The 24,493-nt window shown below is 69.3% G+C and carries 21 protein-coding genes; 15 read left to right on the top strand and 6 right to left on the bottom strand.

Going from position 1 to position 24,493, the window contains the following annotated elements; genetic code table 11:
• Window positions 1-97 precede the first annotated feature (97 nt).
• The 4 genes from TSH64_RS28070 to pseG all read left to right on the top strand — a co-directional run bounded on the left by TSH64_RS28070 (window position 98) and on the right by pseG (window position 8,349).
• Entirely contained in the window at window positions 98-2,116 is a 2,019-nt protein-coding gene (locus tag TSH64_RS28070) for a tetratricopeptide repeat protein (RefSeq protein WP_247873192.1), read from the top strand.
• Window positions 2,113-6,228 (top strand): tetratricopeptide repeat protein, encoded by a 4,116-nt coding sequence (locus TSH64_RS28065; protein WP_109450125.1) that lies wholly within the window; start codon window positions 2,113-2,115, stop codon window positions 6,226-6,228. The genes TSH64_RS28070 and TSH64_RS28065 overlap by 4 nt, the downstream gene beginning before the upstream one ends.
• A 154-nt stretch (window positions 6,229-6,382) precedes the next feature.
• On the top strand, window positions 6,383-7,108 hold the full coding sequence (locus TSH64_RS28060; protein WP_109450123.1) for a nucleotidyltransferase family protein: 726 nt from the start codon (window positions 6,383-6,385) through the stop codon (window positions 7,106-7,108).
• A 158-nt stretch (window positions 7,109-7,266) separates the two neighbouring features.
• Window positions 7,267-8,349, top strand: coding sequence for a UDP-2,4-diacetamido-2,4,6-trideoxy-beta-L-altropyranose hydrolase (pseG, locus tag TSH64_RS28055; RefSeq protein WP_109450121.1), 1,083 nt, complete (start codon window positions 7,267-7,269; stop codon window positions 8,347-8,349).
• A 17-nt stretch (window positions 8,350-8,366) separates the two neighbouring features.
• Here the strand turns inward: pseG and TSH64_RS28050 are convergent, their stop codons facing one another.
• On the bottom strand, window positions 8,367-8,876 hold the full coding sequence (locus TSH64_RS28050; protein ID WP_109450119.1) for an RT0821/Lpp0805 family surface protein: 510 nt from the start codon (window positions 8,874-8,876) through the stop codon (window positions 8,367-8,369).
• Between the two features lie 180 nt (window positions 8,877-9,056).
• Here TSH64_RS28050 and TSH64_RS28045 point away from each other — a divergent pair, with 180 nt between their 5' ends.
• From TSH64_RS28045 to TSH64_RS28010, 8 genes are all read left to right on the top strand, one after another.
• Window positions 9,057-10,673: an acyl-CoA synthetase gene (locus tag TSH64_RS28045; protein ID WP_109450116.1), complete on the top strand. Its 1,617-nt coding sequence runs from the start codon at window positions 9,057-9,059 to the stop codon at window positions 10,671-10,673.
• Between the two features lie 4 nt (window positions 10,674-10,677).
• Window positions 10,678-11,415 carry a sulfite exporter TauE/SafE family protein gene (locus tag TSH64_RS28040; RefSeq protein ID WP_109450114.1) on the top strand — a complete coding sequence of 246 codons (738 nt, stop codon included), beginning with the start codon at window positions 10,678-10,680 and terminating at the stop codon, window positions 11,413-11,415.
• A gap of 47 nt (window positions 11,416-11,462) precedes the next feature.
• Window positions 11,463-12,167 (top strand): ABC transporter ATP-binding protein, encoded by a 705-nt coding sequence (locus tag TSH64_RS28035; protein ID WP_109450112.1) that lies wholly within the window; start codon window positions 11,463-11,465, stop codon window positions 12,165-12,167.
• Between the two features lie 141 nt (window positions 12,168-12,308).
• A complete protein-coding gene (locus TSH64_RS28030) occupies window positions 12,309-13,286 on the top strand; it encodes an ABC transporter substrate-binding protein (protein WP_247873191.1) in 978 nt (325 codons plus the stop codon).
• Between the two features lie 4 nt (window positions 13,287-13,290).
• Complete coding sequence (locus tag TSH64_RS28025) at window positions 13,291-14,058, top strand: ABC transporter permease (RefSeq protein WP_348770332.1); 768 nt, start codon at window positions 13,291-13,293, stop codon at window positions 14,056-14,058.
• A gap of 34 nt (window positions 14,059-14,092) precedes the next feature.
• Complete coding sequence (locus TSH64_RS28020) at window positions 14,093-14,770, top strand: ABC transporter ATP-binding protein (RefSeq protein ID WP_247873190.1); 678 nt, start codon at window positions 14,093-14,095, stop codon at window positions 14,768-14,770.
• 229 nt (window positions 14,771-14,999) lie between these two features.
• A complete protein-coding gene (locus tag TSH64_RS28015; protein WP_247873189.1) occupies window positions 15,000-15,341 on the top strand; it encodes a DUF2946 family protein in 342 nt (113 codons plus the stop codon).
• 209 nt (window positions 15,342-15,550) lie between these two features.
• On the top strand, window positions 15,551-16,081 hold the full coding sequence (locus tag TSH64_RS28010) for a copper chaperone PCu(A)C (protein ID WP_109450106.1): 531 nt from the start codon (window positions 15,551-15,553) through the stop codon (window positions 16,079-16,081).
• A 54-nt stretch (window positions 16,082-16,135) separates the two neighbouring features.
• Here the strand turns inward: TSH64_RS28010 and kdgT are convergent, their stop codons facing one another.
• The 5 genes from kdgT to TSH64_RS27985 all read right to left on the bottom strand — a co-directional run bounded on the left by kdgT (window position 16,136) and on the right by TSH64_RS27985 (window position 22,099).
• Window positions 16,136-17,152 carry a 2-keto-3-deoxygluconate transporter gene (gene kdgT / locus TSH64_RS28005; protein ID WP_109453109.1) on the bottom strand — a complete coding sequence of 339 codons (1,017 nt, stop codon included), beginning with the start codon at window positions 17,150-17,152 and terminating at the stop codon, window positions 16,136-16,138.
• A gap of 322 nt (window positions 17,153-17,474) precedes the next feature.
• Window positions 17,475-17,843, bottom strand: coding sequence for a response regulator (locus TSH64_RS28000; protein ID WP_247873188.1), 369 nt, complete (start codon window positions 17,841-17,843; stop codon window positions 17,475-17,477).
• Complete coding sequence (locus TSH64_RS27995; protein ID WP_109450104.1) at window positions 17,840-19,360, bottom strand: HWE histidine kinase domain-containing protein; 1,521 nt, start codon at window positions 19,358-19,360, stop codon at window positions 17,840-17,842. The genes TSH64_RS28000 and TSH64_RS27995 overlap by 4 nt, the downstream gene beginning before the upstream one ends.
• Window positions 19,360-19,833: a response regulator gene (locus TSH64_RS27990; RefSeq protein ID WP_109048332.1), complete on the bottom strand. Its 474-nt coding sequence runs from the start codon at window positions 19,831-19,833 to the stop codon at window positions 19,360-19,362. Before TSH64_RS27990 ends, TSH64_RS27995 begins: the two co-directional genes overlap by 1 nt.
• A 4-nt stretch (window positions 19,834-19,837) precedes the next feature.
• The gene (locus tag TSH64_RS27985; RefSeq protein WP_247873187.1) at window positions 19,838-22,099 is read right to left on the bottom strand and encodes an ATP-binding protein; all 2,262 of its coding nucleotides are present in this window, start codon (window positions 22,097-22,099) and stop codon (window positions 19,838-19,840) included.
• Between the two features lie 863 nt (window positions 22,100-22,962).
• Here TSH64_RS27985 and TSH64_RS27980 point away from each other — a divergent pair.
• From TSH64_RS27980 to TSH64_RS27970, 3 genes are read left to right on the top strand one after another with little or no spacing between them, the layout of a single operon-like run.
• A complete protein-coding gene (locus TSH64_RS27980; protein ID WP_109450100.1) occupies window positions 22,963-23,538 on the top strand; it encodes a sigma-70 family RNA polymerase sigma factor in 576 nt (191 codons plus the stop codon).
• Window positions 23,535-23,963: a hypothetical protein gene (locus TSH64_RS27975; protein WP_109450098.1), complete on the top strand. Its 429-nt coding sequence runs from the start codon at window positions 23,535-23,537 to the stop codon at window positions 23,961-23,963. Before TSH64_RS27980 ends, TSH64_RS27975 begins: the two co-directional genes overlap by 4 nt.
• Complete coding sequence (locus tag TSH64_RS27970; protein ID WP_109450096.1) at window positions 23,960-24,403, top strand: periplasmic heavy metal sensor; 444 nt, start codon at window positions 23,960-23,962, stop codon at window positions 24,401-24,403. The genes TSH64_RS27975 and TSH64_RS27970 overlap by 4 nt, the downstream gene beginning before the upstream one ends.
• Window positions 24,404-24,493 lie beyond the last annotated feature (90 nt).

Raw genomic sequence — 24,493 nt, 5'->3', positions numbered from 1 at the left:
AAGGGAGGGCTGGGGGCGCGGTGACTGCCGCGCCCCCATTCCACCGCACCGGAATCGTGCTATCCCTTACCCGTAGCCAACAGGAACGGCACGGGGCATGAGTAACCAGCGCATTTCCGGGCAGCGCAAATCCGGCAACACCGCTGCGGCAAGCGCCGCAGCGCTGGTCGCGCAGGCCGTGCCGCTGCACCAGTCCGGCCGTTTGGCAGAAGCCGATGCGCTCTACCGCCAAGCGCTCGCCGCCCAGCCACGCCAGCCGGACGCCCTGCACCTGCTGGGCATGATCGCCTGCCAGACCGGCCGCTTCACCGATGCCGCCGACCTGATCGGGCAGGCGGTGTCAGCCAGACGCGACGTTCCCGATTACCACGCCAACCTCGCCTACGCCCTCCAGGCGCTCGGCCGCTCCGCCGAGGCGGAACGCGCCGCCCGCAACGCCCTGCGCCTGCGCCGCCCGTTTCCGGAGGCGGCGAACACGCTGGGCAATGCGCTGAACGCCCAGGGCAAGACGGAGGACGCTGCCGACGCCTACCGCGCCGCCCTGCGCGCCCGCCCCGACTATGCGGAGGCGGAGGGCAACCTCGGCGCCGTGCTGCGCAGCCTCGGCCGTTCGGCGGAGGCGGAACCGCTGCTGCGCCATGCAGTGGCGGCCAACCCGTCCCTGCTGGAAGCACGCGCCGCCCTCGGCCTTACCCTGCTCGACCTGGGGCAGAGCGAGCAGGGAGAGGCGGCCTTGCGTGCTGTGCTGGCCCACCGGCCGGACCATGCGCCGGCTGCACTCGCCTTGGCCGGATCGCTGCAACGCCGCGGCGTCGATGCCCTGCCAGCCCACCGCCGCCATCTGATGCTGGAGCCGGCGGATGCCGAGGGCTGGAACGCCCAAGGCCTTGCCCTCCAGTGCGCCGACCGGATCGCCTCGGCCGGCGATGCCTTCGCCCGCGCCCTGCGGCTCGACCCGACGATGGCGGAGGCGATGACCAATCTCGGCACCATCCGCCGCTTGCAAGGACGGGCCGTGGAGTCCGCCGATCTGCAACGCCGGGCGCTGGATCTGCGGCCGGGTTATGCCGCCGCCCACACCAATCTTGCGCTCGCCCTTCAGGATCTCGGTGACGAAACGGCTGCCGAGCAGGCGTTCACCCACGCCCTGGAGGCCGATCCGGCGCAGGCGCTTGCCCGCTTCAACCGGGCCATCCTGCGCCTGCGCCAGGGCCGGCTGGCCGAGGGGTGGAAAGACTACGCCGTCCGCTTCGAGTCCGGCCGACTGAAGCCGAAGCGCCCTTTTAACGTCCCGGAATGGGACGGTGGCGACCTCGCCGGGCGCCGTCTGCTGTTGTGGGCCGAACAGGGGCTGGGCGACGAGTTGATGTTCGGCGCCCTGCTGCCGGAGGCACTGGCACGCTTTCCCGGCACCATCGTCGAATGCGAACCGCGGCTGGTCCCGCTGTTCCAGCGCTCTTTCCCCGGCACCACCGTGCGGGAACCGACGCGACGGCCGGCCGACGCCGACTGCCATCTGGGCTTCGGCTCCTTGCCACGCCTGCTTTGGCGGACCGCTCCCGTCCCACCGCCGCCCGCCGGCTGGCTGAAGCCTGACCCGATGCGGACCGCGGCATGGCGGTCGCGTCTGGACGCTCTCGGACCCGGCCTGAAAATCGGCATCGCCTGGACCAGCCAGCGCCTCACCACCGAACGCCGCCACTCCTACACGGAACTGGAGGATTGGGCGGCCCTGCTGCGCCTGCGCGGCCTGCATGCCGTCAGCCTGCAATATGACGGGCGGGAAGCGGAGATCGCCGCCATCGAGGAGCGCTTGGGCGTGTGCCTCCACCACTGGCCCGACCTCGACCAGATCGCCGATCTGGAGGGCACCGCCGCCCTGATGGCGAACCTCGATCTTGTGATCACCGTGGCGTCGTCCGCCGGGGAGATGGCGGCAGCGCTCGGCACTCCGGTTTGGCGTTTGGGCCGCCGCGACTGGACCCAGCTCGGCACCGCAGTTCGCCCCTGGTTTCCCTCCATGCGCTGCATCCAGCCCGATGCTGGCGATGGCGTCAAAGACGCCATACAAAAGGCAGTTCAGCTGCTTACCAGACTTTCCTCAGGTGAACTGTGAATCCTGCCGACTGGTTTGCCGATGCACTGCGCCATCATCAGCAAGGAGCGCTGGACGCTGCGGAGCCCCTGTATCGGCGGGTGTTACAAGCCGAACCGCTCCATGCCGACGCCTTGCATCTGCTCGGCGTTCTCAACCACCAGCGCAACGACAACCTTCAAGCCATTGATCTGATTTCCAAAGCCGTTGGTCTAGTCCCCGGAGTGGCGGATTATCACGCCAATCTCGGAATCGTCTTGCAACGTCTGGACAGGCTTGCCGAGGCCGAGGCAGCGCAACGGCGGGCGCTGGAGCGCGATCCCGGCCATGTCGGCGCCCATTTCAATCTCGGACTTGTGCTGGCTGCACAAGGCCGGATGGCGGAGGCGGCGGACCGGTATGCAGAGGCGGCACGGCTGTCGCCCGACCTGGCCGACGCCCATCTCAATCTCGGTGCTGCCCTGCAAGGTCTCGGAAGAGCGGACGAAGCGTTGGCGTCCCACACCCGCGCCGCGGATCTGCTGCCGGGAGATCCCCGCCCCTGGACCAACCGGGCCGTCAGCCTGCGCCAGCTCGGCCGGTTGGACGAGGCTGTCGAGGCCTTGCGGATGGCCTCGGCCTTCGGCGGAGGGGCCGCCGACGCCTCCGCCTTGTCCGCCTTGGCGGCCGCACTCCACGCCGCGGGGCGGATGGAGGACGCGGCGGAACGCTACGCCGATGCCCTGCGGCTCGACCCCAGAGATCCTTTCTGTCTCAACGGCTTGGGACTTTGCCTTAAGGCTCTTGGTCAGCTGGAGGACGCCGCGACCTGCTTCGACGCGGCCACGGCCATCCAGCCCAACCATGCCGACGCACTGGACAATCTCGGCAGCGTCCGCGCCGCTCAGGGCCGCCCAGCCGAGGCGGAGACCTTGCACCGGCAGGCAGTCCATCACCGGCCGGACTTCGCCGGCGCCTGGAACAATCTGGGCAATGCCCGCCACGCCGCCGGCCGCACCGCCGATGCCTGGAAGGCGTGGCATGCGGCCTTGGCGCTGGACCCGGTGCTGGCGGAAACCCACACGAACCTCGGCAACGCCCTGCGCAGCGCCGAGCGCTTCGCCGAGGCAGAACGGTCCCAGCGCCGCGCCATCCACCTCGCTCCGCTGGAGGCGCCGTCCCGCAACAATCTGGGCCATCTGCGCCAGGGCCTGCACGACTATGTCGGTGCCGCCGGCTGCTACCGCAGCGCCCTGGCGCTTGACCCTTCCTATGGCGAGGCATGGAGCAATCTGGGGCTGGCCCGCCAGCGGCTGGGCGACGACGGTGAGGCGGAGCGCTGCTACGACCGCGCGCTGACCCTGCGGCCGGACCTGTCGCTGTCCCACTTCAACAAGGGCCTGCTGCGGCTGGAGGCCGGCGATCTCGACCGGGGCTGGCCCGGCTATGGCTGGCGTTTCGGATCGGGTCAGGTCGGACAGGGGCGCCAGCCCCGTGCCCCGGCCTGGCGTGGCGAGGATCTGACCGGCCGTCGCCTGATGATCTGGGGGGAGCAGGGGGTGGGCGACACCATCCTGTTCTCCGCCCTTTGCCCGGAGCTTGCCGGACGGGCCGTCTCCACCATTCTGGAAATCGACCGCCGTCTGGTCCCGCTGTTCGCCCGCTCCTTTCCCACCCTGAGGGTGCGGGCGGAGGCGCTGGACGGGCAGGGGCGGGAAGCGATGGCGATCCCGGACTATGACCGCCACGTGCCGATGGGGTCCTTGCCCCGTGTTCTCCGCCGCCGGCTGGCCGATTTTCCGGCGCGACCGTCCTGGCTGGTGCCCGATGCCGGGCTGGTGGAGCGATGGCGCGAGCGGCTGGCGGCCCTCGGTCCGGGGCTGCGCATCGGCATCGGTTGGCGCAGCCAGATGATGACCTCCGAACGCAGCGCCGCCTATCTGGCGCTGGACGCTTGGACGCCGCTGTTCGCGCTGCCCGGAATCCACTGGGTGCTGCTGCAATATGGCGAGGTGGAGGAGGAGGTCCGTCGGGCCGAGAAACGCTTCGGCATCCGCCTGCACCGCTGGGACGACCTCGACCGCAAGGACGATTTCGACGGCGTCGCCGCCCTGATCGCCGGGCTGGACCTCGTCATCTCGCCCGCCATGTCGATCGGCGAACTGGCTGGAGCGCTGGGCACCCCGGTCTGGCGCTTCGGCACCCGCGACTGGACGCAGTTGGGAGCCGGCGTGCGCCCCTGGTATCCGTCGATGCGGCTGTTCCAGCCCCGCCCCGGAGAGCCACTGTCGGCGACGATGGCCGATATGGCGCGTGTATTGAAGTCACTCCCCCCCAAACGGATACCCTCTCCCCCCCGGGGAGAGGGCTGGGTGAGGGGGCCGCACAGCACGGATTCTCGGGAAAACAACGCACCGCGTCCCCCTCACCCCGACCCTCTCCCCGGGGCGGAGAGGGGGATTACCCTGGAAGGCGAGAGTCTCGCAAAACAGGCTGTCGCTCTGCACCGGCAGGGCCGGTTTGCGAATGCCGAAATGCTGCACCGGCAGGCCGTCGCCTTGCTTCCGACCCAGCCGGCCGCCTGGACCAACGGCGGCCTGACCCTGCTCCGGCTCGGCCGGGTCAAGGCAGCCATCCGCTGGCACCGGCTTGCGGTGGCGTTGAACCCGACCTTTGCCGAGGCGCTGGGCAATCTCGGCGTGGCGCTCCAGGCCGATGCCGCCGCGCCCGAGGCCGCCACGCTGCACCGCCGCACCGTCCGGCTGCGGCCGATGCAGGCGGAAAGCTGGGGCAACCTCGCCGCCGCACTGCTCGCCGCCCGCCGCTTCGCCGAGGCGGCAAACGCCTGCACCCGTGCGGCGGCCCTGGCGCCCTCCCTTGCCGGGGTGCTGACCACGGCCGGCGCGGCTGCGAAGGGACTGGGCCGCTTCGCCGAGGCCGCCCGCCAGTCCCACCGGTCGCTTCGCCTCGTCCCGGCATCGCCCAAGGGCTGGTCGAACCTGGGCATGGCGTTGGCCGGGCTCGGGCGCTGGGACGACGCGCTATTTGCCCACCGCCACGCGATGGCGTTCGCCCCCGACCTGCCGGATGTGCTGGTCAACCACGGCCACACGCTGCTGATGCGGGGAGAGCGCCGGCTCGCCGCCCTGTTGGCCGACCGCACGCTGAGGCTGGCCCCCGGCCGGGCCGAGGCGCGGATGAACCGGGCCCTGCTGCGGCTGGCCGATGGCGATCTGGACGGCGGCTGGGCGGACTATGCCCACCGCTTCGCCACCGGCGACGCCGTGTCCCGCCGCGTCGGCATCCCCGAATGGCAGGGCGAACCGCTGGCCGGCCGCCGCATCCTGGTGTGGGGAGAGCAGGGTCTGGGCGACGAGATCCTGTTCGGCACGGCGCTGCCCGATCTGCTCGGTCAGGCGGGGAGGGTCATCGTCGAATGCGACCCGCGCCTCGTCGGGCTTTTCGCCCGCGCCCTGCCGGCGGCGGAGGTCCGGGCGCCCAGCGCGGATCCGCGGGATGCCGATTGCCACGCGCCGCTGGGCAGCGTCGCGGCACGGCTGCGGCCGGACGTGAGTCGATTCCGTGCGACCGGTCCGCTCCTCACCGCCGACCCCGGGCTGGCGGTGGATTGGCGCGAAAGACTGGCAGCACTCGGCCCGGGCTTGCGGGTCGGCATCTGCTGGCGCAGCAGCCGGATGACGGCGGACCGGGCCGCCGCCTACAGCCGGATCGCACAATGGTCACCGGTCTTCGGCATCCCCGGCATCGCCTTCGTCAGCCTCCAATATGACGGTCACGAGGCTGAGCGGGAGGAGGCCCTGCACCGCTTCGGCACCGTGCTGCATCACTGGCCCGATCTGGACCAGCGCAACGATCTGGACGGGGTGGCGGCGCTCATGTCAGGCCTGGATCTCGTCATATCCGCGCCGACCGCAGTGGGGGAACTGGCCGCGGCACTCGGCGTGCCGGTCTGGCGGATCGCCGGGGCCGGAGACTGGTCGGCCCTGGGAACGGCGGTGCGGCCCTGGTTCCCGACTATGTCGCTGATCGGCCGGTCCGGCGACCATGACGCCGCTCTTGCGGCAGCGGCGCGGCGCCTGCGCCGACTGGCTGAAGACCGCTCCCGGTCGGGGTGTCCATCGGAGAGTGGATGATTCGGCGCAATTCCGCATTGCGATTCCCGAGCGCCCCCTTTATCGACTATGGCCGCCGGGTCCCGCGCAGGGTGGATGACCCGGCGCCCGCTCCGTCGTAAGCTGCTCCGGCAAGCCGAGTGACGACAGCGGGACTTCAGCGAAAGGACGGTCGGTGCGGTCTGAGGACGCTCTTGCCAACATAGACGTCGCGGTGCTCGCCGGCGGGCTCGGCACGCGCATCCGGGGCGTTTTGGGTGACACGCCGAAGGTCCTGGCCCCGATTGCGGGCCGCGCCTTCCTCGGTCACCTCCTCGATTATCTGTCCACCTACGGGTCGCGCCGCGTGGTGCTGTGCCTGGGCCATCTGGCCGACCGGGTGACCGCTTGGCTCGCCCGCGGGGATTCGGCCGGCACCATCGACGTGGTCTGCCAGATCGAACCGCGCCCGCTCGGCACCGCAGGCGCGCTCGGCTATGTCCGCAAGGAGTTGCGCAGCAGCACCATCCTGGTGGTGAACGGCGACACCTTCCTCGATGCCGACCTGCGGGCCTTCATCGCCTCGCACCGGCTGTCGGGCGCCGAGGCGTCGATGCTCTGCGTGACGGTTGAGGACGCGTCCCGCTTCGTGCGGGTGGAGATCGGTCCCGACAGCCGCGTCCGCCGCTTCCTGGACAAGGCGCCCGGGGCGGGCACCATCAATGCGGGGGTCTATCTGTTCTCCGCAGCTTTCCTCGACCGCTTCGTCGCGGCGGGTGCGGTGTCGCTGGAACGCGACGTGCTGGAAAAGCTGCCGGCCGGCACGCTGAACGCCCATGTCGCCAAGGCCCGCTTCCTCGACATCGGCACGCCGGAAAGCCTCGCCACCGCCGCCAGCGTCATTGCCGGCCGGGAGTCCTGAGGGGAGACTGCCGGCGCGCCGTGCCGGGGGCCGCAATTTACCCCCGCACGCCCCCGGTCTGTCGCTGGACAGGCGCAAAGTGCCGCGCCAAGATGCTGGCCACCCCGATCCCGCGTGCCGTGGTAGGACAGCCACGCCGTCTCTTACGGACCCGCGCCATGGCCGTCATCCTCATCCGTGCCGACGCCTCGCCGACCATCGGCACCGGCCATGTCATGCGCTGTCTCGCCGTGGCGGAGGCGCTGCGCGACCAGGGGCACGAGGCGCTGTTCGCCGCCGTGGAATCCACGCCCGCCATCGACCGCCGCCTGACTTCCGACGGGTTCCGCCATGTCTCCATCGCCGGCCCGGTGGGGGAGGCGGCCGATCTGGCTGCCACCCGCTCGCTGCTGCGGCGGGAACATGGAAGCGCGGTGATGCTCGACGGCTACCGCTTCGGCGAGGCCTACCGTGCCGGGCTTCAGGCGGCGGGTGCACGGGTGCTGGCCTGGGACGATCTGGGCGACGGCACGCCGCTGCACGCCGACCTCGTCGTCAATGCGGCACCGCAGGCCGCCGCCCTTCCCTATGACGCGATGGCGCCCGGCGCCGTCCTGCTGCTCGGCCCCGGCTATGCCCCGCTGCGGCGGGAGGTGCGGCTGGCGGCGCAGGCGCCACGGCCAGGCATCACCGACCGGCCGGTGCTGCTGGTGACCTTCGGCGGCTCCGACCCGCTGGGATTGACCGGCCCGGTCCTGGAAGCGTTGGCGAAGCGGCGGCCGGACGGCTGCCGGATCGTCGCCGTCGTCGGCGGCAGCAACCCGCGCGCGGCGGAACTGGCCGGGCTTGCCGGCGATGAGCTTGCCGTGGAGATCGACTGCCCGCGCATGGGCGCGCTGATGGCGGAAAGCGGGCTGGCGGTGTCGGCGGGCGGCGGCACCATGGGCGAGTTGGCCGCACTGGCGGTGCCGACCCTGCTGGTGGTCACCGCCGACAATCAGGCGATGGCGAGCAATGACGCTGCGGAACTGGGCTGGAGCAGCGCCTTGGACGCCCGTGGACACCAACCGGCCGAGGCAGCCGGGATCATCGCCGAGCGAGCGCTCGCTCTATGGGCCGATGCGGGGTTGCGACAGCGGATGCAGGACGCAGCAGCGTCACTGCCGCTGGATGGCGAGGGAGCGGTGCGCATCGCCTGCGCCCTCACCGGCCCCGCCCCCAAATCGGGCAGCGCCGCCCGGCGTCGGGCGGCGCTCGCCTGAGGTTTGCCGACGATACGTCAGCTGACCACGCGCCAGGTGCCGTCCGCCTGCTGGCAGGCAGTGCCGAAGCCCTGCTGGGTACGGCCCTGGACGACGATGGTCGTCTGGTATTCACGGCAGAGCTGGCCCTGCGGCCCGGTTCCATCACGCACCGGGGTGTAGGCGCCGTAATTGCCGGTTTCCGGGTTGTTCCAGCGCACAGTGCTGCCGGTCGGCGCGCTGTAGGCGTTGACCGCCGCCTGCTGGGCATAATTCTGGTCGGCACGGTCGAGCGAGGCGCCGGCCGCATTGCCCAGCGCCGCACCCAGCAGCGTGCCGACGCCCACCGCCACCAGCTTGCCGCTGCCGCCGCCGAAGCGCGAGCCTGCCAGACCGCCGACCACGCCGCCCAGCACGGTGCCGGCCGTCTGCTTGTTGGCGCTGACACCGCCATAGGAGTCGCCGTAGCCGGGCTGGGCGCAGCCGGCAAGCGGGGCCGCGAGCAGGCTGGCGGACAGCGCGGCGGCGAGGAAGGGGCTGGCTTTCATGGTGGCTCTCGTCCTGTTGGGTCCTGTTGGGATCGGCACGAAGCCGTCCGTTCCTGACGCCATCAACATGGCTGACCCGCATCTTATTCCCGATGCGTGACGCGGTGCCTCGGTTGCTCCTATGATCGACCCAACGGTTCCACAAAGGAATCGACGACAAGCCCTTGGGAGGGAACGAACATGCTGCCCAACGCGGACAGCTGGGACGGGGTGTCCCGCGCCTTCGCCTGGCGCGTACCCGACCGCTACAACATCGGCGTCGACGTCTGCGACCGCTGGGCGGAGGCGGAGCCCGACCGCATCGCCCTGATCAACAGGCGGCGCGACGGCGGGGTCGAGGAATACCGCTTCTCCGACATCCGCGCCCTCTCCAACCGCTTCGCCAACGCTTTGGCGGCGCAAGGCGTGGCGCGCGGCGACCGGGTCGGCATCCTGCTGCCCCAGGCGCCGGAGACCGCCATCAGCCATGTCGCGGTCTACAAGCTGGGCGGCATCGCCGTGCCGCTGTTCTCGCTGTTCGGGGTGGAGGCGCTGGAATACCGGCTGGCCAATTGCGGCGCCCGTGCCGTCGTCACCGATGCCGTGGGCGCAGCCAAGATCGCCCAGATCCGCGACCGCCTGCCGGAGTTGCGCGCCGTCTTCCGCATCGACGGGTCGGGGCCCGGCTGCCTCGACTGGCACGGGCTGTGCGACGCGGCGTCCGACAGCTTCACCCCGGCCGACACCGGCCCGGACGATCCGGCGCTGATCATCTACACCTCCGGCACCACCGGCCAGCCGAAGGGGGCGCTGCATGCGCACCGGGTGCTGCTGGGCCATCTGCCGGGCGTGGAGATCTCGCACGACCTGTTCCCGCAGCCGGGCGACCGCATCTGGACGCCGGCCGACTGGGCGTGGATCGGCGGGCTGCTCGATGTCCTGCTGCCGGCCTGGCACCATGGTGTGACGGTGGTGTCCCACCGCTTCGAGAAGTTCGATGCCGAGGCCGCCTTCGCCCTGCTGGCCGAATTCAAGGTGCGCAACGCCTTCCTGCCGCCGACCGCGCTGAAGATGATGCGGGCGGTGAAGAATCCGCGGGCGCGCCACGCCATCGACATGAGGTCGGTCGCCAGCGGCGGCGAGACGCTGGGCGCCGGGCTGCTCGACTGGGGGCGCGAGACCTTCGGCGTGACGATCAACGAGTTTTATGGCCAGACCGAGTGCAACATGATCGTCTCCTCGGCCGCCACGCTGATGGCGCCGAAGCCCGGCATCATGGGCCGTCCGGTCCCCGGCCATGACGTGGCGGTGATCGACGGCGAGGGCAACCGGCTGGCACCGGGACAGCTCGGCCTGATCGCGGTGCACCGCCCGGATCCGGTGATGTTCCTCGGCTATTGGAACAACCCCGACGCCACCGCCGCCAAATTCATCGGTAACTGGCTGGTCACCGGCGACCAGGGCGAGTTGGACGGGGACGGCTACATCCGCTTCGTCGGACGCGACGACGACGTCATCACCTCGGCCGGCTACCGCATCGGCCCCGGCGAGATCGAGGATTGCCTGATCGGCCACCCCGCCGTCCGCATGGCGGCGGTGGTCGGCGTGCCCGACCCGCTGCGCACGGAGATCGTCAAGGCCTTCGTCGTCCTGCACGAGGGGGTGACGCCGGACGATGCGCTGGTCGCCTCCATCCAGGACCATGTGAAGACCCGGCTGGCCGCCCACGAATATCCGCGCGCCATCGAATTCATGGACAGCCTTCCCATGACCACCACCGGCAAGATCATTCGCCGGGAGTTGAGGACCCGCTCGTAATATCATGATCGAATTGATTTTATTGGCTGCGGCATTTTTCGCCGGGGCGATGAACGCCGTTGCCGGCGGGGGCAGTTTCCTGACCCTGCCGGCCCTGATCTATGCCGGGGTGCCGCCGGTCGCCGCCAACGCCACCGGCACGGTCGCCCTGCTGCCCGGCTATGCCAGCGGAGTCTACGGCTATCGCCAGGATTTGACGCCGGTCGGTACGCTCAGCCTGCCGCTGCTGTCGGCGGTCAGTCTGGTCGGCGGTCTGGCCGGGGCCGGGCTTTTGCTGGTGACGCCGGATTCGGTGTTCCGCGGAATCGTGCCGTGGCTGCTGCTGCTGGCGACCGGCCTGTTCGCCTTCGGCACCATGCTGGCGCAGCGGTTGCGCAGCCTGGGACTGCACGGCAACGGGGCGATGCTGGGCACGCTGTTCATCGTCTCGGTCTATGGCGGCTACTTCAACGGCGGGCTCGGCATCCTCCTGCTGGCGCAGCTAAGCCTGTTCGGCATGACCGACCTGAACGCCATGAACGGGCTGAAGAACCTGTTCTCGGCGGTGCTGACCGCCATTGCCGTGGTGGCGTACGCCGCCGGCGGAGCGGTCGAATGGCCGAAGGCGCTGCTGATGACGGTCGCGGCGGTCGCCGGCGGCTATGTCGGCGCCCGTCTGGGCCGCCGGATTCCGAAGCCTGTGCTGCGTGCCGGCATCATCGCCGTCGGGCTGGTGATGAGCGCGGTGTTCTTCCTGAAATGATCGCGCTATAGAGGGCGCACTTCGCGCCTGTCCGGATTCCCGCCGCCATGCTGACCGTATCCGATCTCGACCTGTACTATGGTGACGCCCAGGCGCTCGACGGCGTCACGCTGCGGGTGGCGGCGGGGCAGACCACCGCCATCGTCGGCGCCAACGGGGCGGGCAAGACCTCGCTGATCCGCGCCATCGCCGGAATCCTGAAGCCGGCGCGCGGCAGCATCCGCTTCAAGGACCGCGAGATCGCCGGACTGCCCAGCCATGTCGTCTGCGACCTCGGCGTCGGGCAGGTGGCGGAGGGACGGCAGATCTTCCCGACGCTGAGCGTGCGCGAGAATCTGGAGATGGGCGCCGTCATCCCGCGCGCCCGCGCCGGCGCGCGCCAGACCTACGACCGCGTGCTCGACCTGTTCCCGCGCCTGCGCGAAAGGCTGGATCAGGCGGCCGGCACCCTGTCCGGCGGCGAGCAGCAGATGCTGGCCATCGGCCGCTGCCTGATGGGCAAGCCGGAGCTGATCATGTTCGACGAGCCCTCGCTCGGCCTGTCGCCCGCCCTGGTGCAGGAGTTGTTCCGCATCATCCGCTCGCTGGCCGCCGAGGGCATGACGATCATTCTGGTCGAACAGAATGTCGCCGCCTCCCTGCGCATCGCCCAGACGGCTTACGTGCTGGAGAATGGCCGCGTCGTCCTGTCGGGCACGGGCGAGGCGCTGCTGGCCGACCCGGCGGTAAAGCAGGCCTATCTCGGGCTGTGACGCCACCGGCTCTCCAGCCGGCGATACCCCCCTTATCCTCCTATCGTTGAATATACGAACCATCTAAGATCCCCGTAAGCTGGCAGTCCAAAGATTGAGCGGACGGGGACCATGGCGGCAGGCTGTAGCAGACGGACGAGCTTGCTGGCGGCCGGCGCGCTTCTGGCATCGGCACTGGTCCGGACCGCCGCGGCCTCCGAGTCCGCCGCCAGCCATCCGGCCGTCCGAGCCGGGGTGCTGAAATTCGGCACGGTCAGCTGGGAACTCGACACCGTCCGCGCCAACGGCTTCGACAGGCAGGCCGGGATCGATCTGCAACTGGTCGAGCTGGCCGGCAACCCCGCCACCCAGGTGGCGCTCCAGGCCGGTGCCGTGGAGATCATCGTTTCCGACTGGCTGTGGGTGTCGCGGATGCGCAGCAAGGGAGAAGCGCTGTGCTTCATCCCTTATTCGACCGCCGTCGGCGCGCTGGTGGTTCCAGCCGGGTCGAAGATCGCCGGGGTCGGCGATCTGCGGGGCAAGCGCATCGGCGTCGCCGGCAGTCCGCTCGACAAGAGCTGGCTTCTGCTGAAGGCGGTGGCGGCCGACCGCCACGGGCTGACGCTCGACCGCGATGCGCAGCCCTTCTTCGCCGCACCGCCCCTGCTGAACAGCAAGCTTGCCGACGGCGACCTGGATGCCGTGCTGACCTATTGGCCCTTCGCCGCCCGGCTGGAGGCGAAGGGCATGCAGGTGTCGATGACCGTGTCCGACATGCTGGAAGCGCTGGGCCAGCCGGCGACAGTGCCGTCCATCGGCTATGTCTTCCGCGAGGAGTGGGCGCGCGCCAACCCGTCCGCCCTTGCCGGTTTCCAGGCCGCCTCCGGTCAGGCGAAGACCCTGCTGGCGCAGTCGGACGCCGCCTGGGAGCGGCTCGCCCCGCTGATGCAGGCGGAGGATGACGCCACCTTCCGCACGCTGCGCGACCGCTACCGCGAGGGCATCCCGCGCCGCTGGACGGAGGAGGAGCGGGCAGGGGCCGCGAAACTCTACGCCTTGATGGCAAAGCTTGGCGGGCGGGATCTGGTCGGCGACGCGCCGGCCATCGCGCCCGGCACCTTCTGGACCGGTGGGGCGTAAGCCGGTGCGCCGCGCCCTGATGCCGGCCCTGATGGCGGTGGTCTCGATCCTGCTGCTGCTGGCGCTGTGGCAGGCCACGGCCATGATCGTCGGCGGGCGCCTGCTGCCGGGACCGCCGGTGGTGGCCGAGGCCCTGCTGCGCGAGGCGGAGAGCGGCGCACTGCTACACCATATGGGTGTCACGCTGCTGCGCGTGCTGGCGGCCTTTGCGCTCGCCATGTCCATCGGGGTCGGCATCGGCCTGCCGATGGGGCGCTCGCCATTCCTCGACCGGCTGTTCGGCCCCTGGCTGGTCTTCTTCCTGAACCTGCCGGCGCTGGTGGTCATCGTGCTGGCCTATGTCTGGTTCGGCCTGACCGAGGCGGCGGCAATCGGCGCCGTCGCCATCAACAAGATCCCCAACACGGTGGTGCTGGTGCGGGCCGGCGCCCGCGCCATCGACGAGGGGCTGGTCGACATGGCCCGCGTCTACCGCCTGTCGCCCGCGGACCGGCTTCGCCATGTGCTGCTGCCGCAACTCACCCCCACCATCGCCGCGGCTGCGCGGTCCGGCCTCGCGCTGATCTGGAAGATCGTGCTGGTGGTCGAACTGCTGGGCCGCAGCGACGGTGTCGGATTCCAGATCAACCTCCTTTTCCAGACCTTCGATGTCGCAGGAATCCTGGCTTACACCATCGCGTTCGTGGCCGTGGTCCAGCTTCTGGAATACGGCGTCCTCCAGCCGGCCGAGCGGCATTGCCAGCGTTGGCGGCGGATGCCCGCTGACGCTTGAGATCCGCTCCAAGCGCTTCGGCGCAGTGGAAGCTGTGCGCGGCCTGACCCTGTCCGCTCTGGCGGGAGAGGTCGTGGCCCTGGTCGGTCCCAGTGGCTGCGGCAAGACGACGGCGCTCGGCATCGTCGCCGGGCTGGACCGCGCCTTCGACGGCAGGGTGGAGGTCGGACCGCGGCCGGACGGCGGGCTGGCCCGCATCGGCTATGTCTTCCAGGAGCCGCGCCTGCTGCCCTGGCGCACGGTTCGGCAGAATCTGGCGCTGGTCCTGCCGCGGGCGCAGCGGCGCGGGCCGGCGGTCGACGCCCTGCTGGAAGCGCTGGAACTGTCGCCCTTCGCAGACCGCTTCCCGACCCAGCTGTCGCTGGGCATGGCGCGGCGGGTGGCGCTCGCCCGCGCCTTCGTGGTGGAGCCGGACCTGCTGCTGATGGACGAGCCCTTCGTCTCGCTGGACGAGCCGACGGCGCTGCGGCTGCGCGGGCTGCTGTCGGACTGGCTGGACCGGCGGCCGACCACCGTCCTGCTGGTCACCCACAATCTGCGCGAGGCCCTGGCCCTGGCCGACCGGCTTCTCCTGCTGGCGCCTTCGCCCGGCCGGGTGGTGGCGGAGGTGCCGGTGGCCATCCCCCGCGCCGCCCGCGACGATGCCACCATCGAGGCGCTGCGCCGCGACCTGCTGTCCCGGCCGGAACCGGCCTTCCGCCTGCTGGCCTGAGACGCCGGCCCGACCCTGCGCCGCCTGTGGGTCCATTTGCCGCTCGTCCGTTCACGAACGCTGCGCTATCGTGGCGGCATCCTTGCTGGGAACGCCCGGCAATTGCAGAGGGCGTCGAAGCCGGATGGCTTTCGGTCGGATGACAGTGCGGCGGGTGCGGCGGCTCGGCCTTGTGGCCGGGATGGCTGCCCTTTTGCTGCAGGTCATCGCCTGGGGGTGGATGCCCTTGATGAGCAGCGGGATCGCCCAGGCCGGCGGGACCGTGTCCCTGGCGATCTGCTCCTCCGGCGGCCTGACCACCATCCAGGCCGATGCGGCCGGTTTCGGCATCGACGGACTAGGGATCGCCCGTGACGGCGATCACGGGAAATCGCCGGACGGGGCTCCCTCGGGAACCGGCCATTGTCCGCTCTGCCCGCTGGTGACCGGGCTGGCCTTGCCGCCGCCGCCGCTGGCGGTCGGCCCCGCTCTTGCCATGGACCGCGACACCCGCCTGCTCCCGGCCAAGCATGTCGCCGCCGGCTGGTTCCTGTCGACCCTCCAGGCACGGGCTCCCCCACCGCTGGCTTGACGTCGCTCGCCAGATTTCCCTTCCGCTTCGACTCATCGCCGCTGCCGGCTGCCACGCCCGATCCCTGTGCGGATTCCGGCGTTCCGGTCGCGCTAGCGATCCCAAACACGGCCTGCCCGGTGCAGGCCCCGTTTGCCGAGCCCTACGGTGTCTTTCGCCGTGGCGGCAATCCCCCTGTTCTTCACATCCGCATTCCAGGAGACAAGTTCATGAAGCGCATTCTCGGCATCGCCGCAGCCATCGCCCTGTTCGGTGCCGGCACCGCCCTGGCCCACGGCTTCAAGGCCGGTGCGATCGAGATCGGCCACCCCTGGGCCCGCGCCACCGCGCCGTCCGCGCCGAATGGCGGTGCCTATCTGTCGCTGACCAACACCGGAACGACGGAAGACCGTCTGGTCGGCGCCTCCACCCCCGCGGCGGAGAAGGCCGAACTGCACACCCATCTGAACGAGAACGGCGTGATGAAGATGCGCGAAGTCGCCGGCGGCATCCCGGTCCCCGCGGGCGAGGCGGTGAAGCTGGCGCCGGGCGGGCTGCACATCATGCTGCTCGGCCTCAAGCAGCCGCTGGTGAAGGGCGCCCATATCCCGATGACCCTGCGTTTCGAGAAGGCCGGCACCGTCGAGGTCGAGATCGCCGTCGAGGCGGCCGGGCAGGCCGCGGCACCGGCCGAAGGCCACAGCATGGGGGCTGCCGGCGCCGGCCACACCCACAACGCCGCACCGGCCCAGAAGCAGTAATGGAAAAGGCCGCCGGCAGGGAAACCCGCCGGCGGCCTTTTACAATCCACGCCCTTATTCGGCCGGAGCGATCCCCACCGGCTGGGCCAGTCTCGCCGCTTCGGCCGCCTGATAGCGGGGCGACAGCACGCCGAACCGGCGCGCCCACCAAGCGGTCAGCGGCGGCGTCAGCAGGGCGGTGACGACCACGCTGGTGGCGATCAGCGCCGTGGCGGACGGAGCGACCGGCGCGAAGGTCGGTTCGATGGAAGCGATGATCGGCGGCACCGTCACCGCGGCCCCCGCGGTGGACGCGGCACCGATGCCGGCCGTGCCGTTGCCCTTCGCCAGCAGGATGTCGGCCAGCACCAGCATGAAGCCGGTGACGGCGATGACGCCCAGCCCCAGCACGATGCCCAGCAGGCCGGTGTTGAGGATGGTCGAGAAGTTCAGGTTGTTGCCCAGCGCGAAGGCGAAGAAGGGAACCATCACCGAGACGCCCTGGGTGAAGAAGGCCCGCAAATCCTTGTCGAGGTTGCCCAGCGCGAAGCCGATCAGGAAGGGCAGCAGCGCGCCGACCATCGTCTGCCAGGGGAAGGCGGCCAGACCGGCGATGCCCAGCGTGACCATGGTCATGAATGGGCCGGATTCCAGGCACATCAGGCAGAAGGCGCCGGCCTCCTCCTTGGTGCCGTACTGCTGCATCAGCGCCATGTACATGCCGCCGTTGGTGTCGTTCATCACCGCGATGATCGCCAGCACCGACAGGCCGGAGAAGAAGCCGGAGGTGATGCCCTCCGCCGGGATGAACCAGGAGGCGATGACGCCCGCCATCGCAGCGGTGAGAATCTTGACCGAAACCAGCACGCCGCTCTTGCGCAGGACCAGCGGGGTGGCCTTCAGGCTGATGCTGGCACCGATGCAGAAGAACCACACCGACAGGATCGGCAGCGTGCCGGTGATCAGGCCGTTGGTGAAGGAGCCGAAGAATTTCCCCGTATTGGGAGCCAGCGTATTCAGGCAGGCGCCAAGAAACAGGGGGACGATCATCATCCCGCCGGGGATGCGGTCGATCCGGGATTTGATGTTCATGGAAGACACTCCTGCGAATTTCATCCCGTCGCCGCCGCGCCCCTTCGCCATTGGGCATGTTTCAGCGGCCGTCAATCTCGTTGAAGCGGCAGCCGAAGCGTCGCTTTGTGCATACTAGTATACAAGTTAGCTTGTCATTGTCAAAGCGGCTGATTGTCAGCCGCGACAGGTTGTCGCGCCGGGGGGAGGCGGGGAGGAGAGAGCAGGAGCCAGCATGCCGGAAGCGGCACGCAGGACTGCGTGCCGGACCGCGGTCGGTCCAATGGCGATGCCTTGTGTGCGGGCCGGTCCCGCCCGGTGGCGGAACCGGCGGGACAGAGGATCAGCGCGGCCGGTGGCGGGCGAGGGCGTCGGTGATGTCGATGTCGCGGAACGGCTTGCCGATCACCGGCCGGGTGCGATGGGCATCGGGCAGGCCCTCGGCCCCATGGCCGGTGGTGAAGATGAAGGGGATGCCGGCACCGGCCAGCCGGTCGGCCACCGCGTCCACCCGTTCACCACGCAGATTGACATCGAGAAGAGCGATGTCGAATCCGCCCGCTTCGATCATGTCCAGCGCCGCCGACACCGAACCCGCCGGGCCGAGACAGGCGACGCCCTGGTCGATCAGGGCGTCCTCCAGGCTCATGGCGATCAGCGGTTCGTCTTCGACGATCAGGACGGTCAGGTTCGACAGATCAGTGTCGGTCACTGCGGGCTCACTCGCGACGACAGAGGAATGACAAGCCGGCATCGCACGCCGGCGGTTTCGAAAGCAAGGGCGACATCGCCCTCCAACTCATGCGCCAGGCCGCGCTCGATCAGGCGGGACCCGAAGCCGCGGCGCGTCGGCGGCACCACCGGCGGCCCGCCGCTTTCGCGCCAGCGCAGCACCAGCGCGCCGCCACCGTCACGGACGGATCGGCCGCCGCCTTGGCCGGAACCGGCCTGTCCGGAGGATTGGCTCACGCCATCGCGCACCGGCGTTTGCTCCGGCTTGACGATCTCCCAATCCAGATCGACACGGCCGTTTTCCGCCGTCAGCGCGCCGTATTTCGCGGCGTTGGTGGCAAGCTCGTGAAAGGCGAGGTGCAGCGACACCGCCACCCCGGTGGTCAGGTTGACCGGCGGACCGCCAACCTTGACGCGGCCGGCATGGACATGGGGCTCCAGCGTCAGTGCGGCGATCTCGCTCAGCGAGGCGCCCTGCCAATGGCGGCGGGTCAGCAGATCGTGGGCCTGGGCCAGGGCGCGCAGTCGGGACTGGAAGGCATCAGGGAAGGCTTCCACCGACGGGGCGGCACGCAGGGTCTGCTTGGCGATGGACTGCACCATCGCCAGCGTGTTCTTGACCCGGTGGTTCAGCTCCTCCAGCAGCAACAGCTGCCGCTCCTCAGCCTTCTTGCGGTCGGTGATGTTCAGCGAAACGCCGGCCATCCCGATCGGCGCACCGTCCTTGTCATAAACGGCCCGGCCGCGCACCTGCACCCAATGGATGCTGCCGTCGGGCCAGACCGTGCGGTATTCCATGTCGAGCGGCGAACCGCTGCTCACCGCCTGCCGGACCATCGTCTTCTGATGCTCGCGGTCGTCGGGATGGACATGCTCCAACAGCCGCTCGTAGGTGGGAATGTCCGCCGGATCGGCCAGACCGAGGTTGGCGGCGCAGATCGACGAGACGCGCAGCCGGTTGGTCGCCAGCGTCAGTTCCCACGAACCAAGTCGCCCGGCCTCCAGCGCAAAGCGCAGCCGCGCCTCGCTCTCGGCCAGCGCGGCGCGCTTGTCGGCCAGCTCGTTGCGGTCGCGCGCCTCGATCAGGGCGCGGCGGACCACCACCTGCAGCCGCTCCATCCGCAGTTTGACGACATAATCGGTGGCGCCCTTCTTCAGCGCCTCGATGGCGTTCTCCTCGCCCAGCATGCCGGACACGAAGATGAAGGGCACACGCGGCAGGCGGTCGCGCGCGATGGCCAGCGCCGACATGCCGTCGAAATCGGGCAGGTCGAAGTCGGACAGGATCAGGTCAAAGGGCCCGCCGTCGGTGACGGCATCGATGAAGGCCTGCCGCGTCTCGACGCGATGGACGTCGAACGCATGGTCGTCGATCATCCGAAGATGTTCGCGCACCAGATCGGCGTCCATGCCGCTGTCCTCCAGCAGGAGGACGCGGCAGGGAGCCGGCGGGTCCTGACCCGCGGTATTGCCGGCGGCGTCGATCACCTGACCCATCAGGTACCGCGCGGCCGGCGGGGAAGACAGCCGGGAGGCGGCTCGTTCAGGATCGCCCAGAAGCTGCCGATGTCGCGGATCGCGTCGAAGAACTCCTTAAAGCCGACCGGCTTGACCACGAAGGCATTCACCCCCAGGCGGTAGCTGCGGACGAGATCCTGCTCTTCCTTGGAAGAGGTCAGCATGACCACGGGGATGGCGCGGGTGTTTTCGTTCGCCTTGATCCGCTGCAAGACTTCGATCCCGTCCACCTTCGGCAGCTTGATGTCGAGGATGATGACGGCCGGATATTTCGGGTCGGTCGGTTTCGACACCGCCTGCCCGTCGTCATGGAAAAGATAGGACAGCGCCTCCGCCCCATCGCGGGCGACGACGATGTCGTTGGCGAGCTGCGCCTCGGCGAACGCCTCCAGCGTCAGCTCCAGGTCCTTGGGGTTGTCCTCGACCAGCAGGATCGGTTTCAGCGTGGCCATCGGGCTACCTCGATTCGGTGGCGGCGGCGGACCGCGGCAGGGAGAAATGGAAGGTGGCGCCGTGATCCAGCCTGCCTTCCGCCCAGACCCGCCCGCCATGGCGCTCCACGATGCGGCGGACATTGGCAAGCCCGATGCCGATGCCTTCAAACTCTTCCTCGCGGTGCAGGCGCTGGAATACGCCGAAGAGCTTACCGGCATAGGCCATGTCGAATCCACGGCCATTGTCGCGGACGTAGAACTCGTGCGCGTCGGCGTTGGAGCGGCACCCGACCTCGATCTCCGGCTCGGTCCGGTCGCGGGTGTATTTGATGGCGTTGGACAGCAGATTCTGCACCACCAGCCGCAGCATGGTCGGGTCGCCGGTCACGCCGGGCAGCGGATGCACAATCCAGCGCAGGTTGCGGCCTTGCAAATCCGGCTCCAGCAAATGCCGCACCTCGTCCACCAGCTGGCCGACATCGACCTCCACCCGCGCCAGCGTGGCCCGGCCCAATTGTGAGAAATGCAGCAGCCCGTCGACCAGCCGCCCGGCCGAACTCGCCGCCTCGATGATGCTGTCCAGATAATGGCGCTCCCGCTCGCTCAGCTTGTCGCCCGCGCGCGAGCGCAGCAGTTCGGCATAGCTGGTGACGTGCCGGAACGGAGCCCGCAGGTCATGCGAGACCGAATAGGAGAAGGCGGCAAGCTCTCCGTTGCTGCGGCGCAGCTCCTCGTTCAGCGCGGCCATTTCCTCGGCCTTGCGCAAGACGATGCTGACGATGGCGTTGCGGAAATCGCCGGCCGCCTCGATCTCGCCATGGCGCCAGGGCAGGGACTGGCCGCGCACCGTCTCCTTCCACGCTTCAAAGGAACTGCGCGGCGACAACACGCCGCTGGAGTCCCGCGCCTTCTTGGGATCGCCGGCCCAGTCGATCGACTGCACGATCTCCGGCCGGAACCATAGAAGATAGCTCGGGTGGAGCTGTGAGATGGAGATCGCCAACAGGCCGCTTGCGGTCCGCTCCATCCCGGCGGCGGCCGGCATCTCGGCCGGAAGCTGGTGGCTGACGAACAGATCCTTGATGCCCTGTCCGGCCAGCTCGGCGGCGACGGCCTCGACCACTTCCCGCGGCGGGGTGCGGCCGATCAGCCGGCAATCTCCGTCAAACAGGATCGCGGCGCCGTCGGCGTTGACCAGCCCCAGCAGATCCTCGCGGTCCTCGCTCAGCCCGTCGATGAAGCTCTCCGCCGCCGCCATGTGCGCGAGCAGGCGGGCCTGCGTGCTTTTGGAGCGGATGCGGTGGTCGGCGTCCAACGCCCGCTCCAGCGCGATCATCTGGCTGGACAGCACCTGCCCGAGCAGGTCACAGGCGGTGCGCACCGCGAAGGAGACCTGCCGCGGTTCCGCATGGTGGCAGGAGATCAGGCCCCACAACCTGTCGCCGTCCATCACGGAGATCGACATGGAGGCCGGCGTGCCCATGTTGCGCATATATTCGAGATGCACCGGCGAGACGCTGCGCAGCACCGAAAAACTGAGGTCCAGCGGCTCCGCATCCCGCCTGGCCGACAGGATCGGAACCGGCTGGTAGCGGGCATCGGCGATCAGCCGCAGGCGGTTCAGCGCATAGAGCCGCCGGGCCTGCTGCGGAATGTCGGAGGCCGGGAAGCGCAGGCCGCGGTAGGAGGGCAGGCGGTCGTTGCCGTCCTCCGCAATGACGGTGCCGTTCCACTGCTCGTCGAAGCGGTAGACCAGCACGCGGTCGAATCCGGTCAGCGTCCGCACCTCCTCGGCCGTGCTGGCCAGCAGGGCGTCGAAATCATGGGCGGCCTGCATGCGCCGGATGCCTTCGCGCATCTGCGGGTACAGCGCCTCAAGCGTGCCGGCGCCGGTGGCGGGCAGTTCCTCCAGTTCCAGGATCACCACGGCACCCGAGCGGTGGGCGATGGCCTGATGGTCGGCGCCGCCGCGCAGCTTGAGGATTTCGAGCTGCACCGGCTCCGCCGGGGCGTTGCGCAGTCCACGGACCAGCGACGCCGTTGATGTGCAGTCGATCAGCCGGTCGACCGGCAGACCGAAGGCGTCGGCGGGCGCACGGTTCAGCACAGCTCCGGCCTCGGCGCTCGCGCAGACGAGACGCAGGCTGTCCGCCTCCACCGCCAGCAGATGGCCATGCGGCTGGATGCTGCCGGGGAGGTGAATCGGTTCGCGCGCGCAGGCGTCGAGGTCGAGCGTGCCCGCCATGGTCTGGGGCCACGGTTCCGGTCCGGTTGCAGGCGTCACAATCGTCCTTTGCTCGTCTCGGTCACAAGTTCGACGGTCCCTTCCTGGGCCGGCCCCGTCTTCAACTCAGGCCCGCTGATGTAGCCCGCCGGCCTTCGCCGGTATTCAGCATAATCAGCGGCTTTATAACCCTGCTTTCGCCGCCCGCACCGCGTCGGAGGTGAACGAAGCGACAGGATAATCTGTCAGACCCTAAGCTTCATTATCATAGGATACGTTGTATGATCGTTCTTGGATTTTTCAGATTTTCGCTCTTTCATCATACGCCGAAGAGCATATTCCAAACGTACGCTTGTGATAGCTTGCAAGCAAGCATGCCGCAGCGGTTCCATGATTGCCTGCAACAAAGGATCGGATGCGGGGACGGGGACGCCAACCTGACCTGTGCAGCATGCGCGACACAGCCCGCATCGGCCCGCAGCGGGTTGTCCGTGCGGGCCGGGCAGGATCAGAAGATCAACTTCAGGATGCCGGTGACGACCAGCAGGCCGATGATGAAGATGATCAGGATGGCCCAGCCGAGAATCTTGAGCATGATGTCGTCCTTCAATGGCGTCTTTGGTGGCGCCGCCGATGTCCGGTGACGCCACGCTCATGCTTGGAACAACCGGCAGGCCGCATCGGAGTTCCCGATGGGAGTTCCCGTCGGGCGGGCAGCGATGCCAGCCGCGCAGCGCGCCGGGAGAGGGCGGTCCCGCGAACATATACAAAAGACACATAAGGATTCTTATGGAAATTATACACTGGGCAGTGCCGCTTCTCAGGGAAATCCCCTATGGGAAAATTGCCTGCCGCCGCGCAGGACTTCCGGCCCCGGCGGCGTATAAAAGCCTGACAGCAACCGGGAGCGGGCGGACGACGGCGTGAAGCCTACCGAGGAAACGGTGACGGACGAGGCGTTGATGGCGGACGCCGCGGCCGGTGACCGCAAAGCGTTTGGAACGCTCACGCGCCGACATCTGCGCCGCAGCATCGCCTTGGCCCAACGGGTTGTCGGGAACGCCGCCGACGCCGAGGAGGTCGCGCAGGACGCCTTCCTGCAGATCTGGGCCAACGCCGACCGCTGGCGCGGCGACGGAACCCGCTTCACGACCTGGCTGTACAGGATCGTGGTGAACCGTGCCATCGACTACAAGCGGCGGCGCAGCTTCGCCCCCCTGGATGCCGCCGACGAGATCATCGACCCGGCCTGGAGCGCCGAGACGGTGATCGACGGCATCCGCATCGGTGCTGCGGTGGATGCCGCGATCGCCGCCCTTCCCGAGCGGCAGCGGGCGGCGCTCAGCCTCTGCTACCATGAGGAGATGACGTGCGCTGAAGCATCGGAAATACTGCAGGTGTCTGTTTCGGCTATGGAAAGTCTGCTGGTCCGGGCGCGCCGCGTCGTGCGGGCCCGGCTTCAACCCCTGATCCGTCAGAAGGACGGTGCACGGTCATGACGCTCAAAGAGTTCAAACGCCACACCGAGGCTTACGGCGCCGATCTGGACCGCTGGCCGCGTTCCGCCCGGGTCGATGCCCTGGCCCTTCTGGACGACAGCGCCGAAGCCCGCGACCTGCTGGCCGATGCCGCCGTCACCGACGCGCTGCTCGATGCCGCTTCGGTCCCGCTGGTCTCGTCCCGGCGCGAGGCCGAGGTCTTCGACCGCATCGCCGACTGTCTGGCGCAGCGGGTCGTTCCCGAATTCGTGCCGTGGTTCCTGTCGCGGCCGCCCTTCCGCCCTGCCCCGCTGGCCGGATTCCTGGCCGGCATGGCGCTGGTCGGCTTCCTCAGCTACAGCCAGGGCCTGATTTCCTTTGAAAAGGCGAGCACGCCCGGCCTGTCCGGCGTGATGATCGTCAGCTATCTGGGAGACACGCGATGACGCCGTCGATCCGGCGCCGCTGGCCCTGGTTCCTCCTGGTCGGGTCCCTTGCGCTCAACATGCTGGCCGGCGGCTTCGTCGTCGCCCACAGCTTCCGCCCGCCCCCGCCGCCCGGCGGGCCGGACCGGATGCTGGAACGCTTCGTCGACGAGGTGTCGCAAGGCTTGTCGCCGGCCGATGCCGCGATCCTGCGCAAGGCGCTGGACGACGCCCGCCCGCTGTTCGTCCGCATGCATGTCAGCCGGGACGAGTTCACCCCCCGTCTGCGCACCGCCCTGATGGCACAGCCCTTCGATGCGGCCGGCGTCAAGGCGATGTTCGACAGCGTCCACGCCAAAGACGCCGCCGTGCGAAGCGAGGTCGAGGCGCGCGTCGTCGATACCCTTTCCCGTCTCTCCCCCGAAGGCCGCCTGCGTTTGGCTGAAAGCCGCCTTCCCTGATCCTTTCGGTTTCGACCGGCGGCAGACACATCCGGGGTCGGGCCGGGGCGGCATGTCCGTCCCGGCCCTTTTTTCCTTTGTCCGGAAACG

The organism is Azospirillum sp. TSH64 (genome assembly GCF_003116035.1).
Taxonomy (GTDB): domain Bacteria; phylum Pseudomonadota; class Alphaproteobacteria; order Azospirillales; family Azospirillaceae; genus Azospirillum.
The sequence above is the reverse complement of the archived record's forward strand: the minus strand, read 5'-3'. Positions and strand labels throughout refer to the sequence as shown.

Bases quoted from the DNA above. Each gene is read 5' to 3' on its own strand.
- TSH64_RS28070 (WP_247873192.1), top strand. From the start codon at position 98: ATGAGTAACCAGCGCATTTCCGGGCAGCGCAAATCCGGCAACACCGCT.
- pseG (WP_109450121.1), top strand. From the start codon at position 7,267: ATGGCCGTCATCCTCATCCGTGCCGACGCCTCGCCGACCATCGGCACC.
- TSH64_RS28050 (WP_109450119.1), bottom strand. From the start codon at position 8,876: ATGAAAGCCAGCCCCTTCCTCGCCGCCGCGCTGTCCGCCAGCCTGCTC.
- TSH64_RS28045 (WP_109450116.1), top strand. From the start codon at position 9,057: ATGCTGCCCAACGCGGACAGCTGGGACGGGGTGTCCCGCGCCTTCGCC.
- TSH64_RS28040 (WP_109450114.1), top strand. From the start codon at position 10,678: ATGATCGAATTGATTTTATTGGCTGCGGCATTTTTCGCCGGGGCGATG.
- TSH64_RS28035 (WP_109450112.1), top strand. From the start codon at position 11,463: ATGCTGACCGTATCCGATCTCGACCTGTACTATGGTGACGCCCAGGCG.
- TSH64_RS28015 (WP_247873189.1), top strand. From the start codon at position 15,000: ATGAGCAGCGGGATCGCCCAGGCCGGCGGGACCGTGTCCCTGGCGATC.
- TSH64_RS28010 (WP_109450106.1), top strand. From the start codon at position 15,551: ATGAAGCGCATTCTCGGCATCGCCGCAGCCATCGCCCTGTTCGGTGCC.
- kdgT (WP_109453109.1), bottom strand. From the start codon at position 17,152: ATGAACATCAAATCCCGGATCGACCGCATCCCCGGCGGGATGATGATC.
- TSH64_RS27995 (WP_109450104.1), bottom strand. From the start codon at position 19,360: ATGGGTCAGGTGATCGACGCCGCCGGCAATACCGCGGGTCAGGACCCG.
- TSH64_RS27990 (WP_109048332.1), bottom strand. From the start codon at position 19,833: ATGGCCACGCTGAAACCGATCCTGCTGGTCGAGGACAACCCCAAGGAC.
- TSH64_RS27975 (WP_109450098.1), top strand. From the start codon at position 23,535: ATGACGCTCAAAGAGTTCAAACGCCACACCGAGGCTTACGGCGCCGAT.
- TSH64_RS27970 (WP_109450096.1), top strand. From the start codon at position 23,960: ATGACGCCGTCGATCCGGCGCCGCTGGCCCTGGTTCCTCCTGGTCGGG.